This is a genomic window from Streptomyces sp. NPDC127119 (assembly GCF_042677425.1).
Taxonomy (GTDB): domain Bacteria; phylum Actinomycetota; class Actinomycetes; order Streptomycetales; family Streptomycetaceae; genus Streptomyces.
In genome coordinates, this window is sequence record NZ_JBHXTO010000099.1 from 1 (window position 1) to 24,863 (window position 24,863).

The following is a 24,863-nucleotide window of genomic DNA, read 5'->3' on the forward strand; positions in this document are numbered from 1 at the left end:
CCTCGGGGAGGGGCTGCGCCCCGTCCCACTCAGGGGCGCGGGGAACTGCGCAGTCTTTTGGTTTTGAGCCGCACCCGGGACGCGGCGCCCAGCCCGCTCCTTCAGGGGCGCGGGGAACTGCGCGAACGGCCCCCACCGGCCCGCACCTGACCACCGGGCCGAGCCGAACCCCCTCAGCCAACCCCCACGCGCGCCGCCGCGAACCCGTCCGCGTCCCACGTCCCGCCCAGCCCCGGCGCCAGCCAACCCCCCACCGCCCCGCGGAACGCCGCAACGGGCCCCCGCCCGACCCCTTCAGGCAACGCGCCCAGCAACGGCGCACCCGCCACGACGGGAAGATCCAGGACATTGCATCGCGACGCCAGATCCGGCTCGTCGGGCCAGCTGCCGATGACGACTCCGAGCAGCTCAACCCCTCGGGACCGAAGCTCCCGCGCCGTCAGCTCCGTCGTGTTGAGCGTGCCGAGCCCGGCGGACGCGACCACCACCACGGGCGCCCCCAACAGCCGCGCCACCTCCGCGAGCGTCCCGCCCTCGTCGTCGAACCGTACGAGCAGCCCGCCCGCGCCCTCCACCAGCACGAGGTCGTGCTCGGTGGCCAGTCCGGCCGCGGCCTCCGCCACCTGTCCGGGCCGCACCGGCGCGAGACCGGCCCGCCGGGCGGCCGTGGCGGGCGCCAACGGCTCGGGATAGCGGGCGAGTTCGACGGCCGTGACCGCGCCGGCGAGCCGCGCCACCTCCTCGGCATCGCCGGGCTCACCCGGCAGCACACCCGTCTGCGCGGGCTTGAGCACGGCCACCGACCGCCCGGCAGCGACGGCCGCCGCGGCCACCGCGGCCGTGGTGACGGTCTTCCCGACCTCCGTGCCCGTCCCCGTGATCACCAGTACCGTCATCTCAACCCTCCCGTGCCGCCGCGCACACGGCCGCCGTGATCCGCGCCAGATCGGCGTCACCGGTGACGTACGGCGGCATCGTGTAGACGAGGTCCCGGAACGGGCGCAGCCACACACCTTCGCGCACCGCCGCCCGGGTCGCCGCGGCCATGTCGATCTCGTGGTCCAGCTGGACGACCCCGATGGCGCCGAGGACGCGTACGTCCCGGACGCCGGGCAGTTCCGCCGCCGGTGCCAGCCCGTCCCGCAGGCCCGTCTCGATCCGTTTGACCTCGGTCTGCCAGTCCTGGCCGAGGAGGAGGTCGATCGAGGCGCAGGCCACGGCGGCGGCGAGGGGGTTGCCCATGAAGGTCGGGCCGTGGGCGAGGACCGGTACCTCGCCCCGCGAGATGCCCTCCGCGACCCGCGGGGTGCACAGCGTCGCCGCCATCGTCAGATACCCGCCGGTCAGCGCCTTGCCCACGCACATCACGTCCGGTGTCACGCCCGCGTGTTCCGCCGCGAACAACGCCCCGGTACGCCCGAAGCCCGTCGCGATCTCGTCGAACACGAGCAGCACGTCGTGCGCGTCGCACGCCTCGCGCAGCACCCGCAGATACGCGGGGGAGTGGAACCGCATCCCGCCCGCGCCCTGCACCACCGGCTCCACGATGACCGCCGCCAGTTCGTCCGCGTGCCGCTCGATCAGCGCCCGCAGATGATCGGCGTACGCCTCCTCGTACGCGACCGGGGGCGCGTCGGCGAAGACCTGGCGCTGGAGCACGCCCTGCCACAGTTCGTGCATCCCGCCCTCGGGGTCGCACACCGACATCGGCTGCCAGGTGTCGCCGTGATAGCCGCCGCGCCAGGTCAGCAGGCGCTGCTTGCCCGGACGGCCGAGCGAACGCCAGTGCTGGAGGCACATCTTGACGGCGACCTCGACGGACACCGAGCCGGAGTCGGCCAGGAAGACGTGTTCGAGTCCTTCCGGTGACATGTCGACAAGGCGCTTCGCCAGTCGCACGGCGGGCTCGTGCGTGAGCCCGCCGAACATCACATGGCTCATCCGGCCGAGCTGGTCGCGTGCCGCCTCGTTGAGGGCCGGGTGGTTGTAGCCGTGGATCGCGGACCACCAGGACGACATGCCGTCGATCAGCTCGTCACCGTCACCGCTACCGTCACCGGCCAGGCGCAGCCGCACCCCGCTCGCCGACTCCACGACGAGCGGTTCCTGCCGGCCCGGCATCGGCCCGTACGGATGCCACACGTGCCGCCGGTCGAGTTCGAGCAGCTCACGGACCCGATCGGCGGCCACGGCGGTGTCGGGCGGGGGCAGATCAGGCATTGGGCGCGAGATCCGTTCCGGCGCCCCGACGGCGTACCGAGACCAGGTCCGTACGCGCCTCGGAGCCCCGCGCGGCCTCCTGGACCAGCTCCTTGGGAGCCTCCTCCTGAGCGGTCGGGCCGCAGGGGCCGCAACCGCCGCCCCCGTGCGAGCCGCATCCGGCGCCCGCGTCGGCGTCCGTGTCCGTGTGCGAGCCGCATCCGGCGTGCGCGGTGACCCGGTGCTCCGGGAGCGTCACCTCGCCCGTGCCCTCCACCTCGAAACCGGCGTCCGCGATCATGTCCAGGTCCGCCTGGCCCGCCTGGCCCTCACTGGTGAGGTAGTCGCCGAGGAAGATCGAGTTGGCGAGGTGCAGGGCGAGGGGCTGCATCGTGCGGAGATGGACCTCGCGGCCGCCCGCGATCCGCACCTCGACGTCCGGGCAGACGAACCGGACCATCGCGAGGATGCGCAGACACCGCTGCGGGGTGAGGTTCCACTCCTTGGCGAGCGGGGTGCCCTCGAAGGGGATCAGGAAGTTGACCGGGACCGAGTCCGGGTCGAGGGCGCGCAGCGCGTAGACGACGTCGACGAGGTCCTCGTCGCTCTCGCCCATGCCCGCGATCAGACCGGAGCAGGCGGACAGACCCGCCGCGTGCGCCTTCTGGACCGTGGCCACCCGGTCGGCGTACGTGTGGGTGGTGGTGATGTCCCCGTACGTCCCCTCGGACGTGTTCAGGTTGTGGTTGTAGGCGTCCGCCCCCGCGTCGCGCAGCCGCTCGGCCTGGCCGTCCGAGAGGAGCCCGAGGCACGCGCACACCTCGACGCCCTCGTTCTGGTCCTTGATGGCCTTGATGGTGTCCGAGACCCGGTCGACGTCACGGTCGGTGGGACCGCGTCCGCTCGCCACGAGACACACCCGCTTGGCGCCGCCCGCCAGCCCGGCCGCCGCGGCCTCGGAGGCCTGGTCGGGCTTCAGCCAGGTGTACTTCAGGATCTCGGCCTTCGAGCCGAGCCGCTGCGAGCAGTAGGAGCAGTCCTCGGGGCACAGACCCGATTTGAGGTTGACGAGGTAGTTCAGCTTCACCCGTCGGCCGAACCACTGGCGGCGTACCTTGCCGGCCGCGGCCACCACATCGAGGAGTTCGTCGTCGGAGGTGGCCAGCACGGCCAGTGCCTCGTCGCGGGTCGGCAGCTCGCGCCGAAGCCCCTTGTCCAGCAGCGTGTTCAGCAGGTCCATGAGATCCGATCCTGGCCTATCCGACCGCGCCGGGCCAAGGAGGAACCAGACAACAGAGAGCGGTCGACGTGTGGGCATTGCCACACCATGGGTGGCTGGCCGTCCGGCTAGGGTCTGTGCGTTGCCTACAAAAGGCGGCTGTGCGTGGTCTGCACAAGGCAGTGGGGACGGCCGGGCGGAAAGTCGTGTGTCGGGGCCCCATGGGACACCCGCATCCACCCCTACCTCATGGCCGGAGGACACATGGCCCGATCGCCGTTCGAGTGGATCGACGAGCAGGCGCGGGCGCGCTCCCGGGCCGGACTCGTCCGTACCCTGCGTCCGCGTCCCGCCGACTCCGCGCTCCTCGACCTCGCCGGGAACGACTACCTGGGCCTGGCCCGGCACCCCGAGGTCACGGAGGGCGCCGCGCGGGCCGCCCGGACGTGGGGCGGCGGCGCCACCGGCTCCCGGCTCGTCAGCGGTTCCACGGAGCTGCACGCGGAACTCGAACACGAACTCGCCGAGTTCTGCGGCTTCGAGTCCGCTCTCGTCTTCTCCTCCGGCTACGCGGCCAACCTCGCCGCCGTCACCGCGCTGGCACCGCACGGCTCGCTCATCGTCTCCGACGCGGGCAACCACGCCTCGCTGATCGACGGCTGCCGGCTCGCGCGCGGCACCACGCAGGTCGTCGCCCACGCCGATCCGGAGGCCGTCCGCAAGGCGCTGGACACGCGGACCGGGCCCGCGATCGCCGTCTCCGACACGGTCTTCTCGGTGGACGGCGACGCGGCCCCGCTGACGGCACTGGCCGCGGCCTGCCGGGACGCGGGGGAAGCAGGGGAAGCGGGGGAAGCGGGGGAGTCCGGCAGGTCGGGCGCGGCGCTGGTGCTGGACGACGCGCACGGTCTCGGTGTCATCGGCGACGGCGGGCGGGGCGCCGCGTGGGCGGCGGGACTCGCGGGCGCGCCCGACGTCGTCACCACCGTCACCCTGTCGAAGTCGCTCGGCAGCCAGGGCGGCGCCGTCCTCGGACCGGCCCACGTCATCGACCATCTGGTGAACGCGGCCCGCACCTTCATCTTCGACACGGGCCTGGCCCCCGCGGCGGCGGGCGCGGCCCTGGCGGCCCTGCGTCTGCTGCGCGGGGAACCGGAACGGGCCGCACGCGCGCGTGCCGTGGCCACCGCCCTCTACGAACGCCTGACGGCCGGGGGTCTCGAAGCCGTACGGCCCGACGCCGCGGTCGTCTCCGTGCGCGCGTCCTCCCCGGAGCAGGCGCTGCGCTGGGCCGCGGAGTGCCGTGCGGCGGGTCTGGCCGTCGGCTGCTTCCGTCCCCCGTCGGTGCCGGACGGCATCTCACGGCTGCGCCTCACGGCCCGCGCGGATCTCACCGACCGGCAGGTCGACCGGGCCGTCGGCGTGATCATCGAAGCGCGCCGATAAAGCCTTCCCAGGCCGCGGGCGCGAAGAGGAGGGCGGGCCCCGACGCGTTCTTGGAGTCGCGCACCGCGAGCAGTCCGGCCCACGGGCCGGAGTCCGGCCGGGCGGTCTCGACGCAGTTGTTCATTCCCGTGCTGCGGCTGCTGCGCCGCCACCGCACACCGTGCAGATGGGCGCTGGGGTGGGTGCTGGAAGGTACGTACCGAGGCGTGGCGGGCATGGTGCCTCCTTATGCGCCGTCAGCTACACCGGCGATGAGATCCAACGTGTCCTCGGGCGAAAGGGCCTGGCCCTGAAGGGAGGTGAAGGCCTCCTCGTAGGACTGGAGGTCCTCTCTCTGTTCGAGATAAAGGCTACTCGTCAAGTGGTCGAGAACAACCACATCCAGATCAGATCTGTTCGTAAACGAAAAAATAACAAAGGGTCCTGTGACTCCGATGTGAGCCCCAACTCCGAAGGGCAGCACCTGAATGCGCACGTGAGGGAGGTGCGCGGCCTCGCGCAACCGGTCCAACTGCCGTGCCATGACCTCCGGTCCACCGACGGTCCGCCGCAACACCGACTCGTCCAGAACGGCACTCAGTCGGAGCGGTTTGTTCGAACGCAGCACCTCCTGGCGCGCGAGGCGCACCTTCACCAGCATCTCGACCAGAGCGTCGATCTTGCCGTCGGGCACCCCGTCCAGGGCGGCGCGTGTCACCGCGCGGGCGTACTCCGGTGTCTGCAGGAGGCCCGGCACCACGGAGTTCTCCAGCGTGCGCATCGCGTCCGCCTGCGCCTCAAGGCTGATGAAATCGCTGTACGTCGACGGCAGAAGGCCCCGGTAGGCGTGCCACCAGTGGTGCCGGCCGTCGCCGTCCGCGCCCGCCAGCACGACGAGCAACTCGTGCAGCTCCGGGTCGCGGACGTCGTACGCGTCCAGGAGTCGCCGCACGTCGGCGGGCTTGACCCCGCTGCGGCCGGTCTCGATCCGGCTCACCTTCGACTGGTGCCAGCCCACGAGGCGCGCAGCCTCGCCGCTCGTGAGGCCCGCGCGGGCGCGCAGGGCCCGCAGTTCGGCGCCGAGCTTACGTCGGCGCACCGCGGGGCCGTACTGCATGGCCGTCTCCTTCCGACCGTCGCGCAAGCGCTACAGCGCCCGGCGTCACGCCGACGGTAGAGGACAAACCACCTGCCCGCCCAAATACGGTCGACGGTCGCAGAGTTCACCGCTTCGAGCGACAGATATATGCATATCTTGGTGGATCGGCACCACGAACGCCGAGGTAGTGGCACTCTGGCGCAAGCACCAGTCCGGGACCGTCTCGAAGTCATCCGCTTCGGTCGGACCCCGGTCCCGTGGGAAAGGGACGACGTCGCATGGCAGACCACCAGGAAGCATCCGTCACTCTGCCGAGCGATCCCGCCTCGGTCTCCGTCGCCCGTACGTATGTCACCGACGTGCTGGCCGAATGGGGACTGCCGTCCGACTCGGAGACCGCAGACACGGTTCGGCTCATCGTCTCCGAACTTGCCACGAACGCGGTACAGCACACCTTCGGACTGTCACCCACCTTCACGGTGGACGTCGAACTCGACCGTGACGAACAACTGCGCATCGGTGTGACCGACAGCCACCCGCGCTTCCCGAAACGGCTGCCCGCCGCCGTTCAGCAGGACAACGGCCGGGGCATGGTGATCATCCGCTGGCTGACGGCGGAATCCGGTGGCAAGCTCTCGGTCCGAGCCACCAGCGAGGGCGGCAAGACCGTATCGATCATGCTCCCCTGGACGGCCCCGGCACAGCCGGTCCGGGCCGAGTAGGGCCCGCCCCGAAGAGGCGCGGGGAACCGCGCGCCAGGCCACGACGAGCCGGCGGACAACCCACAACACACAACGCACCGGACGTCCGGCGGTGAACGAGTAACCAGTCAGCGCCCGAATTCACGCGTGAGGGCCCGGGTCCCTCACGGGCGTCGAGCGGGTCTCCCACGGGTGTGATGCCCGGAATCCTCACGGGCGGCGGGCCGGGCCCCTCGCGGGCCGTCGGGCCGGGTCCCTCACGGGGTGGCCGTGGCGATCCGAGCGCCACGGCCACCCCGTGGGCGGATCACCTGACCCGGCCGTACCAGACGCTCTTGGTCCAGATCTTCTGGAGCTTCACCACGTCCCCGGTCTTCGGGGAGTGCCAGATCCGTCCCTTCCCGGCGTAGATGCCCACGTGGTAGACGTTCCGGCCCGAGTGGAAGAAGACCAGGTCCCCCTGCTTGCGGTTCGAGGAGGAGACGTGGTTCGTCTTGTTGTACTGGGCCGCAGCCGTGCGGGGCAGCTTCTTGCCCGCCTTCTTGAACGAGTACAGCGTGAGGCCGGAGCAGTCGAAGCGCTTGGGCCCCGTGGCCCCGTACTTGTACGGGGAACCCTTCTTGGAGGCCGCCACCTTGAGTGCCTTCGTCGCGGGGGTGGCCGCTTCCGCGTCGGACGCGAAGCCAGGGGCCACTATGCCGCCGCCTACGGCGGCGATGGTGAGAACCGATGCGGTACCGGCCCTGCTGAACAGCGACGGGACACGATTGAGCGCAGTCATGCGCAACCCTTCGTCAGCCGCCTGTGAAGGATGACCTGTCGGATTCGGGCTGGCGAAGTTGCCCGGCCGCAGCTGCGGCTTCACCCCAAGGGCCACTCGGATCTCTCCGGCGGCCCGTCATGCTCGGGTCCTCCACTCCTGCCGATGCACTTCTGTCGACCGGTCATCCGGGCAGCGGCAGGACTCGGCGTCCGCCCGGACCGCCCCGCCGCTTCTGGCGGGGGCTTGTCGTCGCAGGGATCTTGACGCACTGATGTCCCAAAAGCCGAGCGGAATCGGCGATTTGTGGGCTTACTCACCACTCACCCGTTCGGGTGGACAGCCCTTTCTACGGGTGGGCGTCGAGGGCCTCAAGGACCCCCGCACCAGCACCGGAATGGTTGATTCCGCCTCGGACGTACGTACGTTGCGCAACTCCCGGGGGCTTGTGGGAGCAGCCTCGACTACGCCAACCGGGGGTACGCCTTCTGGTCCGTTTCAACTCCAGTGCGGACGCCTCGTCAAGTGCCTGCGTGAGGCCGGACCGGTGGTGTACGTCAGGTGCCGGAGCCGGGCGGCAGGGCGACCCGGCCCGCCCTGCGCTCACCGTCGAGGACGCGCAGGGCCCGCGCCAGGGTTGCGGCGTGCAACTCGTTCTCGCCCCGCTGGTGCATCAGGGTCAGGGCGTCGCGCAGCGCGGTCGCCCTGCCGACCAGGGCCTGGGCCGCGCGCAGTCCGCGGTACGTGTCGCCGGAGTGCGCCGGGTTGATCCGGCCGAGCAGGTCGACCACCTCCAGATAGCGGTCGATCAGTTCGGCCTCGGCCCGCGTCAGGGCCGGCAGCGGGGGCAACTCGGGCGGAAGCATCGGCGGATCACCCCACGCCGGGTGTGTCGGACGTGCCTGATGCGTCGTCGGACGCGCCGAGGGCCGCCTTGCGGCTGGGGACGATCCGGTCGACCAGCCCGTACTCCAGGGCCTGGCGGGCGTCGAGGATCTTGTCCCGCTCGATGTCCGCGCCGATCCGCTCCCGGCGCTGCCCCGTGTGCCGGGCGAGCATGTCCTCCATCCGGGCGCGGGTGCGCAGCAGTTCGTCCGCCTGGATCGCCAGGTCGGACGCCTGGCCCCGGAGCGGCTCCGACAGGTGCGGCTGATGGAGCAGGATGCGGGCGCCCGGCAGCGCGTACCGCTTGCCCGGTGTGCCCGCGGCCAGCAGTACCGCGGCGGCCGACGCGGCCTGCCCGAGGCAGATGGTCTCCACCTCGCAGCTGACGAATCGCATCGTGTCGTAGACGGCCGCCATCGCGCTGAAGGAGCCGCCGGGGGAGTTGATGTAGAGCGAGATGTCCCGGTCGGGTGCCTGGTACTCCAGGTGCATGAACTGCGCCATCACGTCGTTCGCGGACGTGTCGTCGATCGGCGTCCCGAGAAACACGATCCGCTCTTCGAGGAGCTTGGAGTACGGGTCCATGGTCCGCGTCCCCGAGCTGGTGCGCTCGGTGAACTCGGGCAGGACGTGGCGGGCGGACGGTCGGCTTGCTGGGCGGGTCACGGCACGCGCCTCCTCCGGGAGAGGTTCTGTAAAAAATGTACAGGACGTACATGACGTTATGATGGGAGCATGGCCTACGAGATTCCGGTGACGCAAGCCAGGGCTGAACTCGCCGACCTGATCAACCGCGTGGTGTACGGCGCGGAACGCGTCGTCGTGACGCGGCACGGCAAGCCGCTCGTCGCGCTGGTCTCCGCGGCCGACCTGGAACGACTTGAGAAGCTCGACGCGGTGGGGGACGAGCAGGTGATCAGCTCGGTGTCCGGGCTCCACGAGGTCGCGTCCGCGCCCGGCACGGGTGAACGACAGCGGTTCGGCATCGCGGCGGAGCACCGGGGGCCGGGGGGTTCGTAGGCACGTTGCCGCTTGCGGGTCCGGTGGGGGTCGATCGCGCAGTTCCCCGCGCCCCTGAAAGGCTGCGCCGTTCCCCGCGCCGCTCAAGGATTGCGCCGTTCCCCGCACCCCTTGAGGGGTGTGGCGGTTAACGTGATTGAAACTCTGTCGAACTAGCCTGCAGCACCACGTCACCAGGGGTTTTCGTGGGTCGCGGTCACGGTGGGTTCGTACTGCGGTCGGATCCGGCATGGTGGCTGCGGCAGCCGGACCCCGCACGGTCCGGCGCGAGGACTGTGAGGTGGAAAGCCGTGCAACTGACGCCGCACGAGCAGGAGAGGCTGCTCATCCATGTGGCCGCCGACGTGGCCGAGAAGCGCCGGGCCCGGGGGTTGAAGCTGAATCATCCCGAGTCCGTCGCGCTGATCACCTCGCACATCCTCGAAGGGGCCAGGGACGGCCGCACGGTCGCCGAACTCATGGCCTCCGGACGCAAGATCCTCACCCGCGAGGACGTCATGGAGGGCATCCCCGAGATGATCCACGACGTACAGGTCGAGGCGACCTTCCCCGACGGCACCAAGCTCGTCACCGTCCACGACCCGATCGTCTGACGGGGGAGCGGCAGCCATGATTCCCGGAGAGATCCTGTTCGCCGACGGGCCGGTCGCCTTCAACGAAGGCCTCGCCGTCACCCGGCTCACCGTCCTCAACGCCGCCGACCGGCCCGTCCAGGTCGGTTCCCACTACCACTTCACCGAGGCCAACCCCGGTCTCGACTTCGACCGCGCCGCCGCACACGGCAAGCGGCTCAACGTCGCCGCGGGCACCGCCGTGCGCTTCGAGCCCGGCATCCCCGTCGAGGTGGAACTCGTGCCGATCGCCGGCGCCCGTGTCGTGCCGGGTCTGCGCGGCGAGACCGGAGGACCCCTCGATGCCTGAGATCTCGCGTGCCGCCTACTCCGACCTGTTCGGGCCCACCACGGGCGACCGGATCCGGCTCGCCGACACCGACCTCCTGATCGAGATCGAGGAGGACCGTTCCGGCGGGCCCGGACGCGCGGGCGACGAGGCCGTGTTCGGCGGCGGCAAGGTCATCCGGGAGTCCATGGGGCAGGCGCGGGCGACGCGCGCCGAAGGCACCCCGGACACGGTCGTCACGGGCGCGGTGATCGTCGACCACTGGGGGATCATCAAGGCCGACGTGGGCATCCGCGACGGCCGGATCACCGGCATCGGCAAGGCGGGCAACCCCGACACCATGGACGGGGTGCACCCGGACCTGGTCATCGGCCCGGAGACCGAGATCATCGCGGGCAACGGACGCATCCTGACGGCCGGTGCCATCGACGCCCATGTGCATCTGATCTGCCCGCAGATCGCCGACGAGGCGCTGGCCTCCGGGATCACGACCCTCGTCGGCGGCGGCACCGGCCCCGCCGAGGGGTCCAAGGCCACCACCGTCACCCCCGGCCCCTGGCACCTCGCCCGGATGCTGGAGGCGATGGAGCAGTACCCCCTCAACTTCGGGCTGCTGGGCAAGGGCAACACCGTCTCGGAAGAGGCGATGCTGTCGCAGCTGCGCGGTGGCGCGCTCGGCCTCAAGCTCCACGAGGACTGGGGCTCCACGCCCGCGGTCATCGACGCCGCGCTCACCGTCGCGGACCGCACCGGCGCGCAGATCGCCATCCACACGGACACCCTCAACGAGGCCGGGTTTGTGGCCGACACGCTCGCCGCCATCGCGGGGCGCACGATCCACGCGTACCACACGGAGGGTGCGGGAGGCGGGCACGCGCCGGACATCATGACCGTGGTCTCCGAGGCGCACGTGCTGCCCAGTTCGACCAACCCGACCCGGCCCTACACCGTCAACACCGCCGAGGAACACCTCGACATGCTGATGGTCTGCCACCACCTGAACGCCGCCGTGCCGGAGGACCTGGCGTTCGCGGAGTCCCGTATCCGGCCCACCACGATCGGCGCCGAGGACATCCTGCACGACCTCGGCGCGATCTCGATCATCTCCTCCGACGCCCAGGCGATGGGGCGCGTCGGTGAGGTCATCATGCGGACCTGGCAGACCGCGCACGTCATGAAGCGGCGCCGGGGCGCGCTGCCGGGGGACGGGCGTGCGGACAACCACCGTGTACGTCGCTATGTCGCCAAATACACGATCAACCCGGCCGTCGCCCAGGGCCTCGCCCGCGAGATCGGCTCCGTCGAGACCGGCAAGCTCGCGGACCTCGTGCTGTGGGAGCCCGCGTTCTTCGGCGTCAAGCCGCACCTCGTCGTCAAGGGCGGGCAGATCGCGTACGCGCAGATGGGCGACGCCAACGCGTCCATCCCCACGCCCCAGCCGATCCTGCCGCGGCCCATGTTCGGCGCGATCGGCCGGGCTCCCGCGTCCAACTCGTTCAACTTCGTGGCGCCGATCGCCATCGAGGACGGGCTGCCCGAGCGGCTCGGGCTCGGGAAGCGGTTCGTGCCGATCGAGTCGACGCGCGGCGTGACCAAGGCGGACATGCGCGAGAACGACGCCCGGCCGCAGGTACGGGTCGATCCCGACAGCTTCGCCGTCACCATCGACGGGGAGCTGGTGGAGGCGACCCCTGCGGCCGAACTGCCCATGGCCCAGCGGTATTTCCTGTTCTGAGCCGGCGTCGGGGGCTGCGTCGGCCCCGGTACCGGTTCCGGCCCGTCAACGGCTCAGCGTTTCGAGGTTCGTCATGTCGCGTGCTGCTTTGCTCGTACTGGCCGACGGCCGGTTTCCCGCCGGCGGGCATGCTCACTCCGGCGGGGCCGAGGCCGCGGTCAAGGCCGGCCGGATCACCGGGGCGGCGGACCTGGCGGACTTCTGCCGGGGGCGGTTGCACACGGCCGGGCTGGTGTCCGCCTCGCTCGCCGCGGGCGCGGCGCTCGGGCTCGATCCGGTGGAACTCGACGGGGCCGCGGACGCTCGTACGCCGTCGCCCGCGTTGAGGGTCGCCGCGCGCAAGCTCGGGCGGCAGCTGATGCGGGCCGGGCGGGCGACCTGGCCGTCCGCCGAACTGGACGCGCTGGCCGGGCGGTTTCCCAAGGGCGCCCACCAGCCCGTCGTGCTCGGGGTGGTCGCGCGGGCCGCCGGGCTGGAGCCGGAGGACGCCGCGTACTGCTCCTTGTACGAGTGTGTCAGTGGGCCGGCGAGTGCGGTGGTGCGGTTGCTGAGCCTTGATCCGTTCGATGCGACGGGGGTGTTGGCGGGGTTGGCTCCCGAACTCGATGTCGTGGCGGGGCGGGCGGTCGAGGCCGGGCGGTGTGCGGTCGAGGGTGGGGTGGGGGTGTTGCCGGCGGGGGGTGCGCCGCTGTTGGAGATCGGGGCGGAGGCGCATGCCGCTTGGGCTGTGCGGTTGTTCGCGTCCTAGGGGGTTCGCCCCCGCCGCCCCTACCCGTCCCCGTCCACGTATGGGGCTGCGCCCCTCGCCCCCTGATCGCGCTTCGCGCTCGTCCTCAAACGCCGGACGGGCTGAAGGGATCGCGGGCGGCTGAAGGGGGCGCGGGCGGGCCGAAAGACAACACATGGAGTTGGAGTCGTAGTCATGCATCTTGATCAGCGTCACACCCACGACGGGCCCGCCGCAGTCAGCGCCGATGCTCATCGGGCCGATGGGCGGCGGCGGGCTCTGCGGGTGGGGCTCGGGGGGCCCGTGGGGTCCGGGAAGACCGCCACCGTGGCCGCGTTGTGCCGGGCCCTGCGGGACGAGTGGTCCTTGGCCGTCGTCACGAACGACATCTATACGCGGGAGGACGCCGAGTTCCTGTTGCGGGAAGCGGTGCTGCCGCCCGAGCGGATCACCGCCGTCGAGACCGGGGCCTGCCCGCACACGGCGATCCGCGACGACATCTCCGCGAACCTCGAAGCGGTCGAGGATCTGGAGGACGAGGTCGGGCCGCTGGAGCTGATCCTCGTCGAGTCGGGGGGCGACAACCTGACGGCGACCTTCTCCAAGGGGCTCGTCGACGCGCAGATCTTCGTCATCGATGTCGCGGGCGGGGACGACATCCCGCGCAAGGGCGGGCCCGGGGTCACCACCGCCGACCTGCTCGTGGTGAACAAGACCGATCTGGCCCCGTACGTCGGGTCGGATCTCGGGCGGATGGCCGCCGACGCGAAGGCTCAGCGGGGCGAACTGCCCGTCGTCTTCCAGTCGCTGCGCGCCGAGGACGGGGTCAAGGACGTCGCCGCCTGGGTGCGGGCGCAGCTCGCCGCGTGGACGGCGTGACGTCCGCGGTGCCGGGGACTTCAGGGGCATCCGTGGTGTCCGGGGTGTCCGGGGTGCGGGCCGCCGCGCGGATCGGGGCCCGGCCGGACGGGCGGGGTGGGACAGCGCTGCCCACGCTGGAGAGCGGGGGCCCGCTCGCCCTGCGGCGGACGCGGGCGAGCGGTTCCGAGGCGCGCGTCATGCTGGTCGGCGCGATGAGCGGGCCGCTGGGCGGAGACCACTTCACCGTGACGGCGGAGGTGGCCGAGGGGGCACGCCTGCACGTCGGGTCGGCCGCCGCCACCATCGCCCTGCCGGGGCAGGCCAAGGAGGAAGCGCGTTACGACGTACGCCTGAAAGTGGCGGACGGGGGTGAACTGTGCTGGCTGCCAGAGCAGTTGATCTCCGCCGAGGGGAGCGATCTGCGCGTCGCCACCCGTGTCGAGCTTGCGTCCGGGGCGCGGCTGACCCTGCGCGAGGAGCAGGTGCTCGGACGGGTCGGTGAGGAGCCCGGGCGGCTCAGCAGTCGGCTCACCGTCCTGCTCGCCGGACGGCCGCTGTTCGACCAGGAGCTCTCCTGCGGGCCCGGGGCGCCCGGTGGGTGGGACGGGCCGGCTGTCCTGGGTGGGCATCGTGCGCTCGGCCAGCTCATCGTCGTACGGCCGGAGTACGTGACGCGGCCGGTCGCGCCGCGGTTGCTGGGGGAGTACGCCGCGCTCACCCCGCTCGCCGGGCCGGGCGCCCTGGTGACCGCCGTCGCCGCCGACGCGCTCCAACTGCGCCGCACCCTCGACGAGGCCCTGCGCCTACTGGGCTGAAGCACGAGCCGAAGCACGGGCTGAAGCACGGGGTGAAGCACCCGCGAAACGGGCGTCACCGCTCAACGGACAGAGATGTTCCGGTTATCGGATTGGCAAAAAAGACACATCGCCCCTGTTCTCAGGTACCTCACAGCCGAAAGGATCCCCCGTACTGACCACGACGACAGTAGGGGGAGAACTCTCTTGAGAGGTATGAGAAAGGTGACGGCGTTCGGCTCGGCCGGAGCGCTCGTCACCGCGACACTCATAGCCGGCGCCGTCGCGGCTCCGACGGCCAACGCGGAATCCCGCCACGGTCAGAACAGCCACGTCAGCCAGACGCGCGGCGCCGAGATCGCCGCCGCCCGCGCCGCGAAGGCCGGCATCGACTGGCAGGACTGTCCGGCGGACTGGGGCATCGCGAAGCCCATCCAGTGCGGCTGGGTCACCGTGCCGCTCGACTACGCGAAGCCCAACGGCAAGAAGATCAAGCTCGCCCTCGACCGCATCGGCAACACGGGCACCAAGGCGGAGCGCCAGGGCGCCCTCGTCTACAACCCGGGCGGCCCCGGCGGCTCCGGACTGCGCTTCCCGACCCGCGTCACCAACAAGAACCCGCTGTGGGTGAACACCTCGAAGGCGTACGACTTCGTGGGCTTCGACCCGCGCGGAGTCGGCCACTCGGCGCCCATCTCCTGCATCGACCCGCAGGAGTTCGTGAAGGCGCCCAAGATGGACCCGGTGCCGGACTCCGAGGCCGACAAGCGCGTCCAGCGCAAGCTCGCCGCCGAGTACGCGGACGGCTGCGCCGAGCGCAGCGGCGAGATGCTGCCGCAGATGACGACCCCCAACACCGTCCGCGACCTGGACGTCATCCGGGCCGCGCTCGGTGAGAAGAAGCTCAACTTCCTGGGCGTCTCGTACGGCACGTACATCGCCGCCGTCTACGGCACGCTCTACCCGAACCACGTGCGCCGCATGATCGCGGACAGCGTCGTCAACCCGTCGCGCGAGAAGATCTGGTACGAGGCCAACCTCGACCAGGACGTCGCCTTCGAGATGCGCTGGAAGGACTGGCAGGACTGGGTCGCCAAGAACGATGCCGCCTTCCACCTCGGCGACACGCGCGCCAAGGTCCAGGACCAGTGGCTGAAGCTGCGCGCCACCGCCAAGAAGAACCCCATCGGCGGGGTCGTCGGCCCGGCCGAGCTCATCGGCTTCTTCCAGAGCGCGCCGTACTACGACTCGTCGTGGGTGCCGGTCGCGACCGTCTTCAGCAAGTACGTCGCCGGTGACACCCAGGCGCTCGTCGACGCCGCCGCGCCGGACCTGACCGACACCGCGGGCAACATCTCCTCGGAGAACGGCAACGCCGTCTACACGGCCGTCGAGTGCACCGACGCCAAGTGGCCCACCAGCTGGAAGAAGTGGGACCGCGACAACAGCGAGCTGCACAAGAACTACCCGTTCATGACGTGGGCCAACGCCTGGCTGAACCTGCCGTGCGCGACCTGGCCCGCCAAGCAGCAGACCCCGCCGACCGTGAAGACCGGCAAGGGCCTGCCGCCCGTCCTGATCGTGCAGTCCACGCGTGACGCCGCCACTCCGTACGAAGGCGCCGTCGAACTGCACAAGCGGTTCAAGGGCTCCCGCCTGATCACCGAGAAGGACGCGGGCTCGCACGGTGTGACGGGGCTGGTCAACCCGTGCATCAACGAGAAGGTGGACACCTACCTGCTCACCGGCAAGGTCGGCGCGGCCGACGTGACGTGCACCCCGCACGCCCCGCCCACCGCTTCGCCGCGGCCACCGACATAATGGGGGGGGGGGCCGCCCACGGCCCCCCCCCTCCCACGTCCTGAGCCCCGGGCGTCAACGCTGCGGCAGGCGCGGGAACTTGCGGGACTTCGCCTTCTCGGCGGCCTCCTCGGCCTTCACCTCGGCCGCGTACCGGTCCACGTACTCCTGCTCGGAGAGGGTGAGGATCGCGTACATGATCTCGTCGGTGATGGCGCGCAGGATCGCCTTCTCGTTCTCCATGCCCGCGTAGCGGGAGAAGTCGAGGGGTTCCCCGAAGCGGATCGCCACCGGGTGGATCTTGGGGATCTTCCGGCCGGGCGGCTGGGCCTCGAACGTGCCGATCATCGCGCACGGGATGACGGGGACCTCGGCCCTGAGCGCCATCACCGCGACGCCCACCTTGCCCTTGTAGAGGCGGCCGTCGTGCGAGCGGGTCCCCTCCGGGTAGATGCCGAGCAGTTCGTCCTTGGTCAGGACGCCGAGCCCTTCACGGATCGCCGCCTTGCCCGCCTCCTTGCCGGAGCGGTCCACCGGGATCTGCCCGGCGCTGCGGAAGAAGAACGCCGTCAGCCGGCCCTTGATGCCGGGGCCCGTGAAGTACTCGGCCTTGGCGAGGAACGTGATGCGCCGCTTGAGGATCGCGGGCATCAGGAAGTGGTCCGAGAACGACAGGTGATTGCCCGCGACGATGGCCGCCCCCGTCGCCGGTACGTGCTCCAGGCCCTCGATCCGGGGCCGGAAGACCAGCCGCAACAGCGGTCCCAGAATCACGTACTTGAGAACGTAATAGAACAACGGGTCGCTCCTCGCTTCGCCGGATCGACCGGACAGGTCCTGGCTGGTCAAACAGGTGTGCTGCGGGACGCCAGTGTAGGTGCAGGCCCGGGCCCCTGTAACCGTCCCCGGTCGGACTCATGCTGGACCGGTGCGCCCGTGCCGCACCACCCGCCGACGCGTCCGGTGGCTCGTTCCCGACGGACCACCACGCCCCTGCGCCCTCAGCGGCGGCTCACCCGCCGGCCGGCCCCCGGGGTCTCGGTCCAGCCCTCGTCCGGCACGTGGGCGCAGTCCCGCGGCAGTCGGGCGCGCACATGATGGACGCGGCCGGAGTGCCGGCGGCAGGACACTCGCGTTCACGGCGATTCCGATGGACCTCACCGACGGGCGCGGGACCGACGCGGTCATCGACGCCGTCGGCATGGAGGCGCACGGTACGCCGGCATCGAACTCGTTCGCCGTGGCGGGACGTTGTCCATCTCCGGGGCTACGGCGGCGCTGTCAGCCCGATGCGCCGTTCCAAGCGAAGGAGGACGGAACGGTCAAGACCCTCCCGAAGCCGTGACCGGGCACCGGCCCCTTCAGGGGCGCGGGGAACTGCGCGAACGGCCCCCACCGGGCCGCACCCGACATATGACCCGCGGTATCCCATCCGTGGGGGCGGGACCGGTCGTGCGTCGGGTGCGGGCCGGTGGGGGCTTGTCGCGCAGTTCCCCGCGCCCCTAAAAGCGGAAAGACTGCGCCGTTCCCCGCGCCCCTAAGCAGTGCGCAGCACTGTTTCCAAGGTGCCGAGCGCCATCCGCAGGTCCTCGTCCGTGATCGTCAGGGGCGGCGCCAGCCGGATCGTGGAGCCGTGGGTGTCCTTCACCAGAATTCCCTCGCGCATCAGCGACTCGCTGATCTCGCGGCCCGTCCCGATGGCGGGGTCGATGTCGACGCCCGCCCACAGCCCCCGCGCCCGGAACCCCCGGACCCCCTTGCCCACGAGGGCGGACAGGCCGTCCCGCAGGAGCACGCCCGCCTCCTCCGCCCGGCGCTGGAACTCGCCCGTCTCCAGCAGTTCCACCACGGCGGAGCCGACCGCCGCGGCCAGCGGGTTGCCGCCGAACGTCGAGCCGTGTTCGCCCGGCCGCAGCACCTCCAGCACCTCGCGCCGCGCGACGACCGCGGAGACCGGCACGATGCCGCCGCCGAGCGCCTTGCCGAGGAGCACGACGTCCGGGACGACGTCCTCGTGCTCGACGGCCAGTGTGCGGCCCGTGCGGCCGAGGCCGGACTGGATCTCGTCGGCGATGAAGAGGCAGCCCGTCCGCGCGGTCAGTTCGCGGACGCCCCGCAGATAGCCGTCGTCCGGGATGACGACTCCCGCCTCGCCCTGGATCGGCTCGATCAGCACGGCCGCGGTCGTCTCGTCGATCGCCGCTTCGAGCGCGGCGAGGTCGTTGTACGGGACCACCCGGAACCCCGGTGTGAAGGGGCCGAACCCCGCGCGGGCGGACTCGTCGGTGGAGAAGCTGACGATGGTCGTCGTACGGCCGTGGAAGTTGTCGGCGGCCACGATGATCGTCGCCCGGTCGGCGGGGACGCCCTTGACCTCGTACGCCCACTTGCGCGCCACCTTGACGGCGCTCTCCACGGCCTCGGCGCCCGTGTTCATCGGCAGCACCATGTCCAGGCCGGTGAGCGAGGCCAGCGACTCGGCGAACGCGGCCAGCCGGTCGTTGTGGAAGGCGCGCGAGGTCAGCGTCAGCTGGTCGAGCTGGCGGTGCGCGGCCTCGATCAGGGCCGGGTGGCGGTGCCCGAAGTTGAGCGCCGAGTAGCCGGCCAGCATGTCGAGATAGCGGCGGCCCTCGACATCCTCGACCCAGGCCCCCTCGGCGCGGGCGACGACCACGGGCAGCGGGTGGTAGTTGTGCGCGAGGACGGGCTCCTCGGCGCGGATCAGCTCGGCGGACGAGCGCAGGGCACGGCTGGGCGCGACAGTCATGAGCGGATCTCCTGTGTGCAGCACTTGATGCCGCCGCCGGCCTTCTGGAACTCCGACAGGTCGACGGGGACGGGAACGTAGCCGTGGCGGTCGAGTTCGCCCGCGAGGGCTTCCGCGCGCGGCGCGATGAAGACGTGGCGGCCGTCCGAGACGGAGTTCAGCCCGAACACCATCGCGTCCTCACGGGTGGCGATCACCGCGTCGGGGAAGAGCAGGCGGAGTACTTCACGGCTGCCCGCGGAGAAGGCTTCCGGGTAGTACGCGATGTTCGCCTCGGGGCCGTCGTCGAGCACGAACAGCGCGGTGTCGAGGTGGTAGAAGCGGGGGTCCACCAGCGTGAGGCTGACCGTGGGGACGCCGAAGTACTCCTGCACCTCGTGATGGGCGGACCGTGCCGTACGGAACCCGGTGCCGGCCAGCAGATGGCGGCCGGCGAACACCAGGTCGCCCTCGCCCTCGCACACCGACTCGGGCTTCTGGACGTCGAAGCCCGCGCTCTTGAACCACGTCTCGTACGCGCTGGACTCCGGGCGGCGCTGCGGCGCGTGGAAGAGCGAGCCGAAGACCCGGCCGGCGACGACCAGCGCCGAGTTCGCGGCGAAGACCATGTCCGGCAGACCGGCGACCGGCTCCACGCTGTCGACGGTGTGGCCGTGGGCGCGGTAGGCGGAGATCAGCTCCGCCCACTGGCCGCGGGCCAGCTCGACGTCGACCTGTGTGTCCTCATGCATCCAGGGATTGATGGCGTACTGCACGGCGAAGTGTCTGGGTTCGCAGACCAGAAACCGCCTGGGGCGCGGCACACGACTCATGGGCACAGAGGGGTTCCTCCGCTTTCCTGAGGTGTCGGGTGGGATGCCTCAACGGTAGAAAGCGGGGGAGTGGTGCGACAAGAATCGAGGATTGCGCGCTGCCGAAGAAATGCTGCGTCTTGAGGCCGTTCGACGCACGATCAGTGCGTGATTCACCCGAACGGGTGGAGGAACGGCGGATTCAGGCTTCCGGAGCCGGCTGGTTCGCCCCCGCCTCGGGGCTCTCCGGCAGCAGATGCGACAGCACCATGAAGCTGACCGTCTTGCGGATGAACGGCTCCACCCGGATCCGCTCCAGCACCTCCTCGAAGTGCTCCACGTCCCGGGCCCGTACGTGCAGCAGCGCGTCCGCCCCGCCGGTCACCGTCATCGCGGCCGTGATCTCCGGATGGTTGCGCACCACCTCCGCGAGCCGCCGCGGCGGCGCCGCGCCCTCGCAGTACACCTCCACATACGCCTCGGTACGCCACCCGAGCGCCGCCGGTTTCACCGTCGCCGTGAAGCCCGTGATCACGCCCGTCTCACGCAACCGGTCGGCCCGGCGCTTGACCGCGGTGGCGGACAGCCCGATCGCCGCGCCGATCTCCGCGAAACTCGTGCGGGCGTTCGCCATCAGAGCCGTGACGATCTTCCGGTCGAGATCGTCGAAAGGCGCGGACATGGGTCTCATGCGGGCACTGTATCCAGGGACGATCCGGCCACGACGACCTTGCCCGCCGCATGTGCAGGCGCGCGGATTGCTCCTACACTCCGGGTTCATGCTGCGCGCCCTCGCCGTCGACGACGAACCACCCTCCCTCGAAGAGCTGCTCTATCTGCTGGACGCCGATCCACGGGTGAGCAGCGTCGAGGGCGCGAGCGACGCCACGGCGGCGCTGCGGCGGATCAACCGGGCCCTGGACAGCGGCCCGGACGGCGACGAGGGCATCGACGTCGTCTTCCTCGACATCCACATGCCCGGCCTCGACGGACTCGACATGGCACGGCTGCTCGCCGGGTTCGCCAAGCCGCCGCTCGTCGTGTTCGTCACCGCCCACGAGGGGTTCGCCGTCCAGGCCTTCGACCTCAAGGCCGTCGACTACGTCCTGAAGCCGGTCCGCAGGGAACGCCTCGCCGAGGCCGTGCGCCGGGCCGTCGAGCAGATGGACGCGGCCCCGCTGATCCCCGTGCACGAACCCGACCCGGACCACATATCCGTCGAGCTGGGCGGGGTCACCCGGTTCGTCGCCGTCGAGGACATCACCCATGTCGAGGCCCACGGCGACTACGCGCGGCTGCACACCGACCAGGGCAGCCACCTCGTGCGCATCCCCCTGTCCACCCTGGAGGAGCGCTGGCGCTCGCGCGGTTTCGTCCGCATCCACCGCCGCCATCTCGTCGCTCTCGGTCACATCAGCGAACTCCGCCTGGACGCGGGTACGGTGAGCGTCCTGGTCGATACGGTCGAACTCCAGGTCAGCCGCCGCCACGCACGGGAACTGCGGGACCTGCTGATGCGCCGGACCGCGAGCTGAGGAGGCGGAGTTGCCCCACGACCCCACCGACCGGCGCGTGCCCTCCGACCGGCGCGTGCCCACCGACCGCCGGGTCGTCGTCACCGGCCCGCCGCGCCGTACGCGCCCGCTGAGCCGCTCCCGGCCGCGGACCGAGATCGACGAGCAGACCACACTCGGCCACACCTACGTCCGCTCCCTGATGCGCAGCCAACTGCGGGCCGCGCTCACCGTCTTCGCCGTGCTCATCCTGTTCGTGGGCCCGCTGCCGCTGGTGTTCACCGTGCTGGGGGACAGTTCGAGCCTCGAATGGATCGTGCTCGGCTTCTGCGTCTACCCGCCGCTGGTGCTGCTCGCCGGCTGGTACGTGCGCCGCGCCGACCGCAACGAGAAGGACTTCGTCCGTCTCGTGGAGGACCGCTGAGCACGTGAACGAGAACTACGCCGTTCCGGCGGTCGCCCTCGTGGTCGTCGCGACCGTCTTCGTCGGCGCCTTCGGACTGCGCATATCCCGCACCACCTCCGACTTCTACGTGGCCTCCCGCACGGTCGGCCCCCGCCTCAACGCGGCCGCCATCAGCGGCGAGTACCTCTCCGCCGCCTCCTTCCTCGGCATCGCGGGCCTCGTCCTCGTCCAGGGCCCGGACATGCTCTGGTACCCGGTCGGCTACACCGCCGGCTACCTCGTCCTGCTGATCTTCGTCGCGGCCCCGCTGCGCCGCTCCGGCGCGTACACCCTGCCCGACTTCGCCGAGGCGCGGCTCGCCTCGCAGGGCATGCGGCGGCTGGCCGGAGCCTTCGTCGTCGGCGTCGGCTGGCTGTACCTCCTGCCCCAGCTCCAGGGCGCGGGACTGACCCTGAACGTGCTCACCGGGGCGTCCAAGTCCCTCGGCGGTGTCATCGTCGCGGTCGTCGTGGTGGCGACCGTCGCCGCGGGCGGTATGCGCAGCATCACCTTCGTCCAGGCCTTCCAGTACTGGCTCAAGCTCACCGCCCTGCTCGTCCCCGCGCTCTTCCTCGTCCTCGCCTGGCAGGACGACGGGGCGCCGCGCCACGCCTTCGACGAACCGGCCACGTTCCGCGAACACCGGGTCGTACGCATCGACGCCGGACTCGACCTGAAGCTCGCCGGGCCGCTGACCGTCACCGCGGACGGCACGGTCGACGGCGTACGGTACGAGGAACGGCAGGTCAGGCTGCCCGCGGGCGTCCACCGCATCGAGCGGGGCACCCGGCTGTCCTTCAGCAAGGGCGACCCCGTGCCCGTCGCCGACCGCGGGGACAACGGCGGCATGTCCACCTCGCTCGCCGCGGGCCGCGAGGAACGGCCGCTGTACGCCACGTACGGGCTGATCCTCGCCACCTTCCTCGGCACCATGGGGCTGCCGCACGTCGTCGTGCGCTTCTACACCAGCCCGCACGGCGTGGCCGCCCGCCGCACCACCGTCGCCGTCCTCGCGCTGATCGGCTTCTTCTACCTCCTCCCACCGCTCTACGGAGCGCTGGGCCGCCTGTACGCCCCCGAGCTGACCCTGACCGGGGACGCCGACGCCGCCGTGCTGCTGCTGCCCGACCGGGTCGTCGGCGGGCTCGGCGGGGACCTCCTCGGCGCGCTGGTGGCCGGCGGGGCCTTCGCCGCGTTCCTGTCCACCGCGTCCGGCCTGACCATGGCCGTGGCGGGCGTGCTCACCCAGGACGTGCTGCCCTCCCGCGGGGTACGGCACTTCCGGCTCGGCACGGTCCTGTCCATGATCGTGCCGCTCGCGGCGAGCATGCTCGTGGGCGGACTGCCGGTCGCCGACGCCGTGGGACTCGCCTTCGCGGTGTCCGCCTCGTCGTTCTGCCCGCTGCTCGTCCTCGGCATCTGGTGGCACCGGCTCACCCCGCCCGGCGCGGCGGCCGGGATGCTCGTCGGCGGCGGCTCGGCGCTCCTCGCGGTCGCCGCCACCATGGCCGGCTTCCCCGGGACGGGCTCCCTGCACGCGCTCCTCGCCTGGCCCGCGCTGTGGTCGGTGCCGCTGGGCTTCCTCACCATGGTCCTGGTGTCCCTGGCGACACCCCGGCGCGTACCGGCCGGAACGGCGGCCATCCTCGCCCGTTTCCATCTGCCGGAGGAGCTCGCCGGAGGACAGGTCCGCACGGAGGCCAAGGGGAGCCCGGAGATCAAGGGGAGCCCGGAGACCAAGGAGATCAAGGCGTGAGCGGATTCCTGGCGGGCCTCTGCGTGGCCGTGCTGCCGCTGCTGGCGGCCGGATTCTGGTTCGGCCGGCGCACCGCGCAGTCGCCGAGCCCCGGCGGCCTCGGCACCCCCGTCGAACACGCCACCTTCGAGACCCTGCACACCGCCTCCCTCGCCGCGCCCCCGCTGCGCGCGGGCCTCACCGGGGAGACGGCCCGCAAGTCCGCGCGACGGCTGCGCACCCTGCTCGGCACGGACGCGCTCTGCCTCACCGACCAGGAGACCGTGCTGGCGTGGGAGGGCGCGGGCGAGCACCACCGGGAACAGATCATGGAGCGGATCGGCGGCCCCCTGGAGACCGGCCGCGGGGAGGCCTTCCGCCTCGTCTGCGACGAGCCGTACTGCCCGCTGCGGTGGGCCGTCGTCGCCCCCCTCACCGTCGACGACCGGGTGTACGGGGCACTCGTCGCCTGCGCGCCCCGCGAGTCCGCCGTGCTCGTACGGGCCACCGGGGAGGTCGCCCGCTGGGTGTCGGTCCAGCTGGAACTCGCCGACCTCGACCAGTCCCGTACCCGGCTGATCGAGGCCGAGATCAAGGCGCTGCGGGCCCAGATATCCCCGCACTTCATCTTCAACTCGCTCGCGGTGATCGCCTCGTTCGTCCGCACCGATCCCGAGCGGGCCCGCGAACTGCTCCTGGAATTCGCCGACTTCACCCGTTACTCGTTCCGCAGGCACGGCGACTTCACCACCCTCGCCGACGAACTGCACGCCATCGACCACTACTTGGCACTGGTCCGGGCGCGCTTCGGCGAGCGGCTCTCGGTCACCCTGCAGATCGCCCCCGAGGTGCTGCCGGTGACCCTGCCCTTCCTCTGTCTGCAGCCGCTCGTCGAGAACGCCGTCAAGCACGGTCTGGAGGGCGGCACGGTCAAGGTCGACAAGAGCCGTATCAGCATCACCGCGCAGGACGCCGGCGCCGAGGCGCTCGTCGTCATCGAGGACGACGGCCCGGGCATGGACCCCGGCCGGCTGCGCCGCATCCTGGCGGGGGAGGCCGACCCCTCGGACGGCATCGGCCTGTCGAACGTCGACGACCGGCTGCGGCAGGTCTACGGCGACGACTACGGCCTCGTCATCGAGACCGCTCCGGGCGCGGGCATGAAGATCACCGCCCGGTTGCCGAAGTACCAGCCGGGCGTGCACTCGGCGGGCCGGCTGACCCGCGAATGAGCCGTTCCTGACCGGATGCCGCGCGGACGAATCCCCCGGGAGAGAGCCGTAGGGCCTCCCGGGGAACCGGTCGCGCGGTACCTCAGGTGGGCCGGGAGGCCACCATCGCCAGGGTGATCAGACCGAGCACCACCCAGCCGAACCACAGCCAGCCGCTGCTGCCGAGCGCCACCGTGTAGGCCGTGACCATCACCAGGCCGCCTACGGTGAGCACTCCCATGGTCTTCGTGGAACCGGGCATCGCAACACCCTCC

28 protein-coding genes and 1 riboswitch are annotated in these 24,863 nt (G+C 71.2%); of the genes, 15 read left to right on the forward strand and 13 right to left on the reverse strand.

Annotated elements, in window-relative coordinates:
• Window positions 1-173: 173 nt before the first annotated feature.
• The 3 genes from bioD to bioB are packed head-to-tail and all read right to left on the reverse strand — an operon-like array spanning window position 174 to window position 3,439.
• A complete protein-coding gene (gene bioD, locus ACFVH5_RS31375; RefSeq protein WP_385837098.1) occupies window positions 174-896 on the reverse strand; it encodes a dethiobiotin synthase in 723 nt (240 codons plus the stop codon).
• Between the two features lies 1 nt (window position 897).
• Entirely contained in the window at window positions 898-2,220 is a 1,323-nt protein-coding gene (locus ACFVH5_RS31380; RefSeq protein ID WP_385837099.1) for an adenosylmethionine--8-amino-7-oxononanoate transaminase, read from the reverse strand.
• On the reverse strand, window positions 2,213-3,439 hold the full coding sequence (gene bioB / locus ACFVH5_RS31385) for a biotin synthase BioB (protein WP_385837100.1): 1,227 nt from the start codon (window positions 3,437-3,439) through the stop codon (window positions 2,213-2,215). The genes ACFVH5_RS31380 and bioB overlap by 8 nt, the downstream gene beginning before the upstream one ends.
• A 243-nt stretch (window positions 3,440-3,682) precedes the next feature.
• Between bioB and ACFVH5_RS31390 the strand changes: the two genes are divergently transcribed.
• Window positions 3,683-4,864 (forward strand): 8-amino-7-oxononanoate synthase, encoded by a 1,182-nt coding sequence (locus ACFVH5_RS31390; RefSeq protein WP_385837101.1) that lies wholly within the window; start codon window positions 3,683-3,685, stop codon window positions 4,862-4,864.
• On the opposite strand, the gene ACFVH5_RS31395 is transcribed toward ACFVH5_RS31390, so the two are convergent.
• Together ACFVH5_RS31395 and ACFVH5_RS31400 are read right to left on the reverse strand one after the other, a co-directional pair.
• Window positions 4,845-5,081 (reverse strand): DUF397 domain-containing protein, encoded by a 237-nt coding sequence (locus ACFVH5_RS31395; protein ID WP_384809031.1) that lies wholly within the window; start codon window positions 5,079-5,081, stop codon window positions 4,845-4,847. The genes ACFVH5_RS31390 and ACFVH5_RS31395 overlap by 20 nt on opposite strands.
• Before the next feature lie 9 nt (window positions 5,082-5,090).
• Window positions 5,091-5,960 carry a helix-turn-helix domain-containing protein gene (locus ACFVH5_RS31400; RefSeq protein ID WP_385837102.1) on the reverse strand — a complete coding sequence of 290 codons (870 nt, stop codon included), beginning with the start codon at window positions 5,958-5,960 and terminating at the stop codon, window positions 5,091-5,093.
• A gap of 260 nt (window positions 5,961-6,220) precedes the next feature.
• On the opposite strand from ACFVH5_RS31400, the gene ACFVH5_RS31405 reads away from it, so the two are divergent.
• Window positions 6,221-6,664, forward strand: a complete 444-nt coding sequence (locus ACFVH5_RS31405) for an ATP-binding protein (RefSeq protein WP_385837103.1) — start codon at window positions 6,221-6,223, stop codon at window positions 6,662-6,664.
• Window positions 6,665-6,950: 286 nt separating this feature from the next.
• On the opposite strand, the gene ACFVH5_RS31410 is transcribed toward ACFVH5_RS31405, so the two are convergent.
• The 3 genes from ACFVH5_RS31410 to ACFVH5_RS31420 all read right to left on the reverse strand — a co-directional run bounded on the left by ACFVH5_RS31410 (window position 6,951) and on the right by ACFVH5_RS31420 (window position 8,954).
• A complete protein-coding gene (locus ACFVH5_RS31410) occupies window positions 6,951-7,424 on the reverse strand; it encodes a C40 family peptidase (RefSeq protein WP_107018777.1) in 474 nt (157 codons plus the stop codon).
• A gap of 3 nt (window positions 7,425-7,427) precedes the next feature.
• Window positions 7,428-7,614: riboswitch (cyclic di-AMP (ydaO/yuaA leader) on the reverse strand.
• A 346-nt stretch (window positions 7,615-7,960) separates the two neighbouring features.
• Window positions 7,961-8,269 carry a hypothetical protein gene (locus ACFVH5_RS31415; protein WP_385837104.1) on the reverse strand — a complete coding sequence of 103 codons (309 nt, stop codon included), beginning with the start codon at window positions 8,267-8,269 and terminating at the stop codon, window positions 7,961-7,963.
• A 7-nt stretch (window positions 8,270-8,276) separates the two neighbouring features.
• Complete coding sequence (locus ACFVH5_RS31420) at window positions 8,277-8,954, reverse strand: ATP-dependent Clp protease proteolytic subunit (RefSeq protein WP_385837105.1); 678 nt, start codon at window positions 8,952-8,954, stop codon at window positions 8,277-8,279.
• A 69-nt stretch (window positions 8,955-9,023) separates the two neighbouring features.
• On the opposite strand from ACFVH5_RS31420, the gene ACFVH5_RS31425 reads away from it, so the two are divergent.
• The 8 genes from ACFVH5_RS31425 to ACFVH5_RS31460 all read left to right on the forward strand — a co-directional run bounded on the left by ACFVH5_RS31425 (window position 9,024) and on the right by ACFVH5_RS31460 (window position 16,146).
• Window positions 9,024-9,308 (forward strand): type II toxin-antitoxin system Phd/YefM family antitoxin, encoded by a 285-nt coding sequence (locus ACFVH5_RS31425; protein ID WP_385837106.1) that lies wholly within the window; start codon window positions 9,024-9,026, stop codon window positions 9,306-9,308.
• A gap of 290 nt (window positions 9,309-9,598) precedes the next feature.
• Entirely contained in the window at window positions 9,599-9,901 is a 303-nt protein-coding gene (locus ACFVH5_RS31430; RefSeq protein WP_107018782.1) for an urease subunit gamma, read from the forward strand.
• A 16-nt stretch (window positions 9,902-9,917) separates the two neighbouring features.
• Window positions 9,918-10,229 carry an urease subunit beta gene (locus ACFVH5_RS31435; RefSeq protein ID WP_385837107.1) on the forward strand — a complete coding sequence of 104 codons (312 nt, stop codon included), beginning with the start codon at window positions 9,918-9,920 and terminating at the stop codon, window positions 10,227-10,229.
• Complete coding sequence (locus ACFVH5_RS31440) at window positions 10,222-11,943, forward strand: urease subunit alpha (protein ID WP_384809014.1); 1,722 nt, start codon at window positions 10,222-10,224, stop codon at window positions 11,941-11,943. Before ACFVH5_RS31435 ends, ACFVH5_RS31440 begins: the two co-directional genes overlap by 8 nt.
• 73 nt (window positions 11,944-12,016) lie before the next feature.
• The gene (locus ACFVH5_RS31445; protein WP_385837109.1) at window positions 12,017-12,691 is read left to right on the forward strand and encodes an urease accessory protein UreF; all 675 of its coding nucleotides are present in this window, start codon (window positions 12,017-12,019) and stop codon (window positions 12,689-12,691) included.
• Window positions 12,692-12,865: 174 nt separating this feature from the next.
• Window positions 12,866-13,549: an urease accessory protein UreG gene (gene ureG / locus ACFVH5_RS31450; RefSeq protein WP_385837110.1), complete on the forward strand. Its 684-nt coding sequence runs from the start codon at window positions 12,866-12,868 to the stop codon at window positions 13,547-13,549.
• Window positions 13,537-14,346 (forward strand): urease accessory protein UreD, encoded by an 810-nt coding sequence (locus tag ACFVH5_RS31455; RefSeq protein WP_385837111.1) that lies wholly within the window; start codon window positions 13,537-13,539, stop codon window positions 14,344-14,346. The genes ureG and ACFVH5_RS31455 overlap by 13 nt, the downstream gene beginning before the upstream one ends.
• Before the next feature lie 195 nt (window positions 14,347-14,541).
• The gene (locus tag ACFVH5_RS31460; protein ID WP_385837112.1) at window positions 14,542-16,146 is read left to right on the forward strand and encodes an alpha/beta hydrolase; all 1,605 of its coding nucleotides are present in this window, start codon (window positions 14,542-14,544) and stop codon (window positions 16,144-16,146) included.
• 54 nt (window positions 16,147-16,200) lie between these two features.
• Here the strand turns inward: ACFVH5_RS31460 and ACFVH5_RS31465 are convergent, their stop codons facing one another.
• Complete coding sequence (locus tag ACFVH5_RS31465; RefSeq protein ID WP_385837113.1) at window positions 16,201-16,923, reverse strand: lysophospholipid acyltransferase family protein; 723 nt, start codon at window positions 16,921-16,923, stop codon at window positions 16,201-16,203.
• A gap of 352 nt (window positions 16,924-17,275) precedes the next feature.
• Here ACFVH5_RS31465 and ACFVH5_RS31470 point away from each other — a divergent pair, with 352 nt between their 5' ends.
• Window positions 17,276-17,470 (forward strand): hypothetical protein, encoded by a 195-nt coding sequence (locus ACFVH5_RS31470; RefSeq protein WP_385837122.1) that lies wholly within the window; start codon window positions 17,276-17,278, stop codon window positions 17,468-17,470.
• A 192-nt stretch (window positions 17,471-17,662) separates the two neighbouring features.
• Here ACFVH5_RS31470 and rocD read toward each other — a convergent pair whose 3' ends face one another.
• From rocD to ACFVH5_RS31485, 3 genes are all read right to left on the reverse strand, one after another.
• A complete protein-coding gene (gene rocD / locus ACFVH5_RS31475) occupies window positions 17,663-18,892 on the reverse strand; it encodes an ornithine--oxo-acid transaminase (RefSeq protein ID WP_385837114.1) in 1,230 nt (409 codons plus the stop codon).
• Complete coding sequence (gene ddaH, locus ACFVH5_RS31480) at window positions 18,889-19,710, reverse strand: dimethylargininase (protein ID WP_384808996.1); 822 nt, start codon at window positions 19,708-19,710, stop codon at window positions 18,889-18,891. The genes rocD and ddaH overlap by 4 nt, the downstream gene beginning before the upstream one ends.
• A 175-nt stretch (window positions 19,711-19,885) precedes the next feature.
• On the reverse strand, window positions 19,886-20,374 hold the full coding sequence (locus tag ACFVH5_RS31485; RefSeq protein WP_384808994.1) for an Lrp/AsnC family transcriptional regulator: 489 nt from the start codon (window positions 20,372-20,374) through the stop codon (window positions 19,886-19,888).
• 88 nt (window positions 20,375-20,462) lie between these two features.
• Between ACFVH5_RS31485 and ACFVH5_RS31490 the strand changes: the two genes are divergently transcribed.
• From ACFVH5_RS31490 to ACFVH5_RS31505, 4 genes are read left to right on the forward strand one after another with little or no spacing between them, the layout of a single operon-like run.
• Window positions 20,463-21,218 (forward strand): LytR/AlgR family response regulator transcription factor, encoded by a 756-nt coding sequence (locus ACFVH5_RS31490; protein WP_384808992.1) that lies wholly within the window; start codon window positions 20,463-20,465, stop codon window positions 21,216-21,218.
• Window positions 21,219-21,228: 10 nt separating this feature from the next.
• The gene (locus ACFVH5_RS31495; RefSeq protein WP_384808990.1) at window positions 21,229-21,621 is read left to right on the forward strand and encodes a hypothetical protein; all 393 of its coding nucleotides are present in this window, start codon (window positions 21,229-21,231) and stop codon (window positions 21,619-21,621) included.
• A gap of 4 nt (window positions 21,622-21,625) precedes the next feature.
• Window positions 21,626-23,398 carry a cation acetate symporter gene (locus ACFVH5_RS31500; RefSeq protein WP_385837115.1) on the forward strand — a complete coding sequence of 591 codons (1,773 nt, stop codon included), beginning with the start codon at window positions 21,626-21,628 and terminating at the stop codon, window positions 23,396-23,398.
• On the forward strand, window positions 23,395-24,609 hold the full coding sequence (locus tag ACFVH5_RS31505; protein ID WP_385837116.1) for a histidine kinase: 1,215 nt from the start codon (window positions 23,395-23,397) through the stop codon (window positions 24,607-24,609). The genes ACFVH5_RS31500 and ACFVH5_RS31505 overlap by 4 nt, the downstream gene beginning before the upstream one ends.
• A gap of 82 nt (window positions 24,610-24,691) precedes the next feature.
• On the opposite strand, the gene ACFVH5_RS31510 is transcribed toward ACFVH5_RS31505, so the two are convergent.
• Window positions 24,692-24,850: a hypothetical protein gene (locus ACFVH5_RS31510; RefSeq protein ID WP_107018800.1), complete on the reverse strand. Its 159-nt coding sequence runs from the start codon at window positions 24,848-24,850 to the stop codon at window positions 24,692-24,694.
• Between the last annotated feature and the right edge of the window lie 13 nt (window positions 24,851-24,863).

Excerpts from the sequence above, each read along its gene's own strand:
- rocD (WP_385837114.1), bottom strand. The coding sequence starts at position 18,892 with ATGACTGTCGCGCCCAGCCGTGCCCTGCGCTCGTCCGCCGAGCTGATC.
- ACFVH5_RS31400 (WP_385837102.1), bottom strand. The coding sequence starts at position 5,960 with ATGCAGTACGGCCCCGCGGTGCGCCGACGTAAGCTCGGCGCCGAACTG.
- ACFVH5_RS31410 (WP_107018777.1), bottom strand. The coding sequence starts at position 7,424 with ATGACTGCGCTCAATCGTGTCCCGTCGCTGTTCAGCAGGGCCGGTACC.
- ACFVH5_RS31510 (WP_107018800.1), bottom strand. The coding sequence starts at position 24,850 with ATGCCCGGTTCCACGAAGACCATGGGAGTGCTCACCGTAGGCGGCCTG.
- ureG (WP_385837110.1), top strand. The coding sequence starts at position 12,866 with ATGCATCTTGATCAGCGTCACACCCACGACGGGCCCGCCGCAGTCAGC.
- ACFVH5_RS31470 (WP_385837122.1), top strand. The coding sequence starts at position 17,276 with ATGGACCTCACCGACGGGCGCGGGACCGACGCGGTCATCGACGCCGTC.
- ACFVH5_RS31440 (WP_384809014.1), top strand. The coding sequence starts at position 10,222 with ATGCCTGAGATCTCGCGTGCCGCCTACTCCGACCTGTTCGGGCCCACC.
- ACFVH5_RS31485 (WP_384808994.1), bottom strand. The coding sequence starts at position 20,374 with ATGAGACCCATGTCCGCGCCTTTCGACGATCTCGACCGGAAGATCGTC.
- ACFVH5_RS31425 (WP_385837106.1), top strand. The coding sequence starts at position 9,024 with ATGGCCTACGAGATTCCGGTGACGCAAGCCAGGGCTGAACTCGCCGAC.
- ACFVH5_RS31415 (WP_385837104.1), bottom strand. The coding sequence starts at position 8,269 with ATGCTTCCGCCCGAGTTGCCCCCGCTGCCGGCCCTGACGCGGGCCGAG.
- bioB (WP_385837100.1), bottom strand. The coding sequence starts at position 3,439 with ATGGACCTGCTGAACACGCTGCTGGACAAGGGGCTTCGGCGCGAGCTG.
- ACFVH5_RS31490 (WP_384808992.1), top strand. The coding sequence starts at position 20,463 with ATGCTGCGCGCCCTCGCCGTCGACGACGAACCACCCTCCCTCGAAGAG.
- bioD (WP_385837098.1), bottom strand. The coding sequence starts at position 896 with ATGACGGTACTGGTGATCACGGGGACGGGCACGGAGGTCGGGAAGACC.
- ACFVH5_RS31405 (WP_385837103.1), top strand. The coding sequence starts at position 6,221 with ATGGCAGACCACCAGGAAGCATCCGTCACTCTGCCGAGCGATCCCGCC.
- ACFVH5_RS31395 (WP_384809031.1), bottom strand. The coding sequence starts at position 5,081 with ATGCCCGCCACGCCTCGGTACGTACCTTCCAGCACCCACCCCAGCGCC.
- ACFVH5_RS31390 (WP_385837101.1), top strand. The coding sequence starts at position 3,683 with ATGGCCCGATCGCCGTTCGAGTGGATCGACGAGCAGGCGCGGGCGCGC.
- ACFVH5_RS31460 (WP_385837112.1), top strand. The coding sequence starts at position 14,542 with ATGAGAAAGGTGACGGCGTTCGGCTCGGCCGGAGCGCTCGTCACCGCG.
- ACFVH5_RS31435 (WP_385837107.1), top strand. The coding sequence starts at position 9,918 with ATGATTCCCGGAGAGATCCTGTTCGCCGACGGGCCGGTCGCCTTCAAC.
- ACFVH5_RS31445 (WP_385837109.1), top strand. The coding sequence starts at position 12,017 with ATGTCGCGTGCTGCTTTGCTCGTACTGGCCGACGGCCGGTTTCCCGCC.
- ACFVH5_RS31380 (WP_385837099.1), bottom strand. The coding sequence starts at position 2,220 with ATGCCTGATCTGCCCCCGCCCGACACCGCCGTGGCCGCCGATCGGGTC.